Source organism: Arthrobacter nitrophenolicus (genome assembly GCF_000332815.1).
GTDB classification, from domain to species: domain Bacteria; phylum Actinomycetota; class Actinomycetes; order Actinomycetales; family Micrococcaceae; genus Arthrobacter; species Arthrobacter nitrophenolicus.
In genome coordinates this window covers 1-5,724 of the sequence record NZ_AOFD01000097.1, presented here as the reverse complement: position 1 = coordinate 5,724, position 5,724 = coordinate 1, and the positions used below count along the sequence as shown (strand labels likewise).

The following is a 5,724-nucleotide window of genomic DNA, read 5'->3' as shown; positions in this document are numbered from 1 at the left end:
CACCATTCCCCGGCCACCGCGGCCGTGCCCGCCACCGGTCCCGCGCCGGCAGGCGCCCCCGCGGCAGGCACGCCCGTGTCCACGGCTCCCGAAGTCGCCGACCACGCTCCTGACATCGACGCCGGCCCGCCCACCCAGGCGGCCGACGTCGTGCGTCCCGCTGCGGCATCGGCCGAGGAGACCCGGTTCGGGCAGGTGCCCGCCGGTTCCGGGTCGTCCGTCACCGGCGGTGTGCCCGGCGGACATCACGACGCCGGTGCGCAGCCGGTTGCGTCCGGCGCTGCTGCCTCCGCGGCCCGGAGGACCTGGGAGCCGCCCGCAGCAACGGCTGTGCACCAGCAGATCCGCTCGGAGGAACCGATCGGGGCAACAGTGGACCCGTCCAGCCGGCACGACGAACTGGACGAGCAGCCCATCCACGAGGCGTTCTGGTTCGCCGTCGCCCAGCACCGCACCGCCTACGATCCGCGAACCGGCGCGCCGGCCTTCGTCATTGAGCCAGGCGGCTGGGTCCTTGCCCTTGAAGACCGCGGCCACGAATTCCTGGTCCAGCACACTGACGGGCGGCTGGGCGTCCTGAGGGACCTCACCAACATCGAGCGCGGCTAGGTCCCGTGGCCGTGCCCCGCGCCGCCAAGGCCGGCGGAAAGCCGGCGCCCGCCGGCCAGGCCGCCGGGATGCCGGTGGTTTCGTCGGAGTCGCTGCTCGCGCTGAAGCGGCGGGCACGGCGCATCAACAGGGCACTGGCCGAGAAGTATCCCTACGCGCACGCGGAGCTCGATTTCACCAATCCGTTTGAGCTGCTGGTCGCCACAGTTCTTTCGGCCCAGACCACCGACGTCACGGTCAACCAGATCACGCCGCTGCTTTTTGCCCGCTACCCTGACGCGCGGGCCATGGCCGAGGCGGACCCGGCCACGCTCGAGGAAATCATCAAGCCCACCGGCTTCTTCCGGGCGAAGTCGCGTAACCTCCTGGCGCTGGCCACCCGGCTGGTGGATGATTACGACGGCGTTGTGCCCGGCCGGATCGAGGACCTGGTCACCCTGCCCGGCGTGGGCCGGAAGACCGCCAACGTGGTGCTCGGAAACGCGTTCGGCATCCCGGGCATCACGGTGGATACCCACTTCGGCCGGCTGGCCCGCAGGTTCGGCTGGACCCAGTCGGAGGATCCTGTCCAGATCGAGGCCGACGTTGCCGAGCTGTTCGAGCCGAGGGACTGGACCATGCTCTCGCACCGGGTGGTCTTCCACGGCCGCCGGGTGTGCCATTCCCGGAAACCAGCCTGCGGGGCGTGCCCGGTGGCCAACTGGTGTCCCAGTTATGGCCTGGGGGAAACTGACCCGGCCAAGGCGGCCAAGCTCCTGAAATATGAGCTGGCGCCGGGCAGCGAGGCCCTGCTGGCTGAACTGCTGGCCAACACGGAGCGGGCCGCGGAGATCAGGATGGCATCCCGGAAGAGGACGCTGTGAGTGCCCGGGATGACCTGATTCGACTTGTGCGCCGGTCCGAATCCGGATTCGACGCCACCCCGGATCCCCGTTGGGCAGCCCTCACCGTGGACGAGGACCTGGCGCGAAAAGCCGCGGTGCTGATGCTTTTCGGCGCACTGGATGACGTCCCCGCCGCCTCGGGCAAGCCGCTTGCCCCCGCCGACCTCGACGTGCTGCTCCTGGAGCGGGCCCACACACTGGGCTCCCACCCGGGGCAGGTCGCTTTTCCCGGCGGCAGCATCGACGCCGGCGAGTCGCCGGTGGAGGCAGCCCTCCGCGAAGCCGAGGAGGAAACCGGGCTCGACGCAGGCGGCGTCGAGGTCCTGGGCACGCTCCAGCAGCTCGGCCTGGCCCACAGCAACTTCCTGGTGACCCCGGTGCTGGGCTGGTGGCACTCGCCCTCGCCGGTCCGGGTGGTGGATTACGCCGAGTCAGCCCAGGTCTTCCGGGTGCCCGTGCGGGACCTGCTGGATCCCGACCACCGCGTCATGGCCACGGTGCACCGGGCGGGGCGCACGTTCGACAGCCCCGGATTCACCGTTAACGGTGTCCTGGTATGGGGCTTTACCGGAATTGTCCTGAGCGGACTCTTCGACCAGCTGGGCTGGTCCGTCCCGTGGGACCGCACCCGCCTTCACAGGCTGGCCGTCTAAAAGGATCCAAAAGAATAGGGAAGCCACGCGCGCCTTTGAGCGCGGCTGCCCGGTCGTGGCGGGTCCCCGGCAGAAGCCGGGGAGCCCGGTGGGTGGTGCTTCAGGCCTGCTGCTGCCTCAGGTCCACCACGATGCCTGTCGCCGCGTTTTCCCGCATCGCCTTGATGCCTTCAAGCAGCATGTTGAGCGACTTGAAGTTGGGTGACACGGCAACGATGTTGCCGTCCGCGTCTGTGAGCCGCAGCCGGTATGACTCGTCTCCTACCCGATGAATTTCGAATCTGCCCGCCATATGTCGGACCTCCCCTGGTATGCGTCGTTGCATCAGCCGTCCCGACCGGTCTGCCTCAGTCGCCGCTATGAACTGTAACGTCCGTCACGCTGCCCGTCGAGCTACTGCCGGGTAGGTTACATTCCCTGACATATGGGTATCTGTGGTTTCCTCACTTGGCGTGGTCGTAGGAGTCCACCACGGCCATGCTGACGGGAAACTCCACCGGGATGCGGCCGAACAGCAGTTCCTTGGCAGCGTTGGCAGCGTCCTCGATGGCCTTGGTGCAGGCAGCCACCCGCTCCACAGGAGCATGGACCATCACTTCGTCATGGAGGAAGAAGACCAGTTCGGCACCCGGGGTACCGTCCGCGCGGAGGCCTCGCAGCCGGCGTCGTAATTCCGCGAGCCAGCAGGCTGCCCAGTCAGCGGCAGAGCCCTGGACCACGAAATTCCGGGTGAACCGGCCCCGCGACCTGGCAATGGTTTCCGCGCGCCGCTGCTCCTCGGCGGTGGTGGACCGCTGGCTGTGGAACCAGCGCTCCGACGGCGGCGGGCTGCTGCGGCCCAGCCTGGTGGTGACCGTTCCGCCGGTTTCCCCGGTCCGCGCCGCACGTTCCACGAAGTCCACGGCGCGCGGATACGTCCGGGCCAGCTGGGGCATAAGCCTGCCGGCTTCCCCCGAGGTGGCCCCGTACATGGCGCCGAGCAGGGCCATCTTCGCCTTCGCGCGGTCGCCGCCGAAGCCCTTGGCGGCGATGGCTGCGTACAGGTCCTGGTCGCGCGCGGCCTCGGCCATCACGGAGTCCTGCGCCAGCGCCACCAGGACACGGGGCTCCAGCTGGGACGCGTCCGCCACGATCAGTTTGTGGCCTGGATCGGCATGCACGGCGCCGCGGACCTGGCGCGGGATCTGCAGGGCACCGCCGCCGCGCGACGCCCAGCGCCCTGAGACCACGCCGCCCACCACATACTCGGGCCGGAACCTGCCGCCCGCCACCCAGGCATCAAGCCAGGCCCAGCCGTTGGCGGTGTGGAGCCGGGAGAGTTTCTTGTACTCCAGCAGGGGCTCTATGGCCGGATGGCCGGACTCCCGCAGCTCCCACTTTCGTGTGCTTTTCACCTCGATGCCGTTGCGGTGCAGGGCCCGGATCAGGTCCTGCGGGGAGTCCGGGTTCAGGGCGGGCGCGTTCAGCAGGTTCCGCAGTTCAGCGGCCAGGGCCTCCAGCCGGGCCGGGCGGTGGCCTAATGGCGGGCGCGGCCCGAGATGGTCGGCGAGGATCTTTTCGTGCAGGTCCTCGCGCCAGGGAACGCCGGCGTGCTGCATTTCGGCGGCGATCATCGCGGCGGCGGACTCTGCGGCGAGCAGCAGCTGAAGCCGGTTGCGCTGGTTTCCCTCCGGGCCCACCGCGGCGAGGGCAGCCTGCTGCGCGGCGTACTCGGTGCGGAGCTCAGCGGGCGTGTGCCGGGGTGTTGGCGCCGTGTCCGGCTCATCGAACAGGGCGCCCTGGTCCGCCGGCGGGCGGGGCGGCAGGAGTGTTTTGGGCGGGAGAACCGGGTCCTCGGCCGGGGTCCTGTCCGCCGTGCGGGCGTACTCCGTATGGGCGGTGAACTGGGAGAAGGCGAGGATATTTCCGCAGAGGGTGAGGTCGTAGCAGCGCTCCAGTTCCACGCCGGACGCCAGCAGGCCGGGGTACCAGTCCTGCGTGCGGTGCCAGATCCAGCGCGGCGGCTGACCGCCCTTCCGGTCATTTTCAAGCCGGCGCACGACGGCGGCAAGGTCTTCCCGGGCGATGATGCGCGGTTCGGGGTTGGCCGGCTGGGGCCCGCCCGCCTGGGTCAGTTCCTGAAGGGCCGCGCCGTGGGGGTGGGCGCCGAGCAGCAGGTACATGCTCCAATTGTGCCCTGATCCTTGGGCCGGTCCGGTGCGGGCACCAACTGGCCCGGCTTTTCCACATAGCAGCCGCGGTGGCTTACCTGCTTCCCGCCGCCGGTGGAGAGTGGCTCCATGAGCAGGCACCAGTTGACCCCTTCCCACGCCGATCCAGGCAGTGCCGGCGGTTCCGCGCGGTCCTCCGGCGAGGTGGCGGCCGGGGGCGCAGGTACTGGAACCGGCCCGGGAAACGACGCCGCCGGAGCTTGGCTGCCGGCCGGTGCCGACGAGGTGCTCCTGGTGACGTCGTCCACGCTCCTCCGGTCCGAGGTGGAGCGTATCGTGGCGGCCGCCGGCGCGCACCTGCGCGTCGTTGCCGACGCCGCCGAAAGCGGCCGGTACTGGGAAGGGGCGGGCGCGGTCCTGGTGGGCAGCGATATCCGCGAACTCCCGCCGCGGCGCCGGGCGCCCGCAGTGCTGGTGGGGCTTGACGGCGAAGGCGACAGCCTGTGGCACCTCGCCGCAGCCCTGGGCGCTGAACGGGTGGCGGTGCTTCCGGACGCCGCGGCGTGGCTGGCCGACCATCTCAGCAGGTCTCGTTCGCCTGCTCCCGGCGGACTGGTGCTCGGCGTGACGGGCGGGTGCGGCGGCGCCGGAGCCACCACGGCCGCCGTCTGGATCGCGCAGGCCGCCGCCGGCCTGGGGGTCCGCGTGCTGCTGGTGGACGGAGATCCCTGGGGTGGAGGAGTGGAGCTCGCCCTCGCTGCCGAGGAACACCCGGGCCTGCGCTGGCCGGACCTGTCCGATGCCCGGGGCAGCATCGACCCCGTGCAGCTTTCGGACTCCCTGCCCGTGGCAGGCGGGTTCTCCTTCCTGTCATGGCCCGCCAGCAGGGACCAGCCCGTTCCGGTAGCTGCGTCCACCACGGTGGGTGTACTGGACGCTGCCCGGCGGGGCTACGAACTGGTGGTGGTGGATATCGGCCGGCGGACAGAGCCGCTCCAGGCCTTCACGTGGGATTGCGACCGGATCCTGGTGGTGGTTCCCGCGCAGCTCAAAGCTGCCGTAGCGGCGGCGCGGCTGCTCCAGGAGTTCCCGCCGGTGGAGGCTGCCCTCCTGGTCCGCGGGAAGCCCGGTTCCGCGCTGGACGGTCCACTGCTCGCCGACGCCATCGGGCTTCCCGTCCAGGGGCGGGTGCGGAACTGCGCGGGGTGGCCGCCGCCGTCGAAGCGGGCAGGCTCCTTGACCTGGGCAAACGGCGCAGCATCCGGCACTTCGCCGCATCCGTCCTGGACGCACTGGGTGATGACATGTTTGTGGAGGAACTCGTATGAGGCAGCACCCCGGGCCGCTGGTGCCCGGCCCGCTGGTGCTTGGCCCGGTCGTGCCCGGACCGGACCCGGCCGGATATCCGGCAGCCCCGCCGGCCGCGGG

5 protein-coding genes and 1 pseudogene are annotated in these 5,724 nt (G+C 70.5%); 4 read left to right on the top strand and 2 right to left on the bottom strand.

The window, feature by feature from the left end:
* The 3 genes and pseudogenes from G205_RS20105 to G205_RS20095 all read left to right on the top strand — a co-directional run.
* Positions 1–609: pseudogene (locus tag G205_RS20105) on the top strand (hypothetical protein); the annotation flags it as partial.
* Between the two features lie 68 nt (positions 610–677).
* Positions 678–1,472 (top strand): endonuclease III, encoded by a 795-nt coding sequence (gene nth, locus G205_RS20100; RefSeq protein WP_035753979.1) that lies wholly within the window; start codon positions 678–680, stop codon positions 1,470–1,472.
* Positions 1,469–2,146 carry an NUDIX hydrolase gene (locus G205_RS20095; protein WP_009359640.1) on the top strand — a complete coding sequence of 226 codons (678 nt, stop codon included), beginning with the start codon at positions 1,469–1,471 and terminating at the stop codon, positions 2,144–2,146. Before nth ends, G205_RS20095 begins: the two co-directional genes overlap by 4 nt.
* A gap of 100 nt (positions 2,147–2,246) precedes the next feature.
* On the opposite strand, the gene G205_RS20090 is transcribed toward G205_RS20095, so the two are convergent.
* Together G205_RS20090 and G205_RS20085 are read right to left on the bottom strand one after the other, a co-directional pair.
* Positions 2,247–2,438, bottom strand: coding sequence for a YegP family protein (locus G205_RS20090; RefSeq protein ID WP_009359639.1), 192 nt, complete (start codon positions 2,436–2,438; stop codon positions 2,247–2,249).
* Positions 2,439–2,589: 151 nt separating this feature from the next.
* The gene (locus tag G205_RS20085; RefSeq protein WP_009359638.1) at positions 2,590–4,308 is read right to left on the bottom strand and encodes a bifunctional 3'-5' exonuclease/DNA polymerase; all 1,719 of its coding nucleotides are present in this window, start codon (positions 4,306–4,308) and stop codon (positions 2,590–2,592) included.
* Between the two features lie 117 nt (positions 4,309–4,425).
* On the opposite strand from G205_RS20085, the gene ssd reads away from it, so the two are divergent.
* A partial coding sequence (gene ssd, locus G205_RS20080) for a septum site-determining protein Ssd (RefSeq protein WP_009359637.1) occupies positions 4,426–5,724 on the top strand: 1,299 nt, incomplete at its 3' end.

Excerpts from the sequence above, each read along its gene's own strand:
- nth (WP_035753979.1), top strand. The coding sequence starts at position 678 with ATGCCGGTGGTTTCGTCGGAGTCGCTGCTCGCGCTGAAGCGGCGGGCA.
- G205_RS20090 (WP_009359639.1), bottom strand. The coding sequence starts at position 2,438 with ATGGCGGGCAGATTCGAAATTCATCGGGTAGGAGACGAGTCATACCGG.
- G205_RS20085 (WP_009359638.1), bottom strand. The coding sequence starts at position 4,308 with ATGTACCTGCTGCTCGGCGCCCACCCCCACGGCGCGGCCCTTCAGGAA.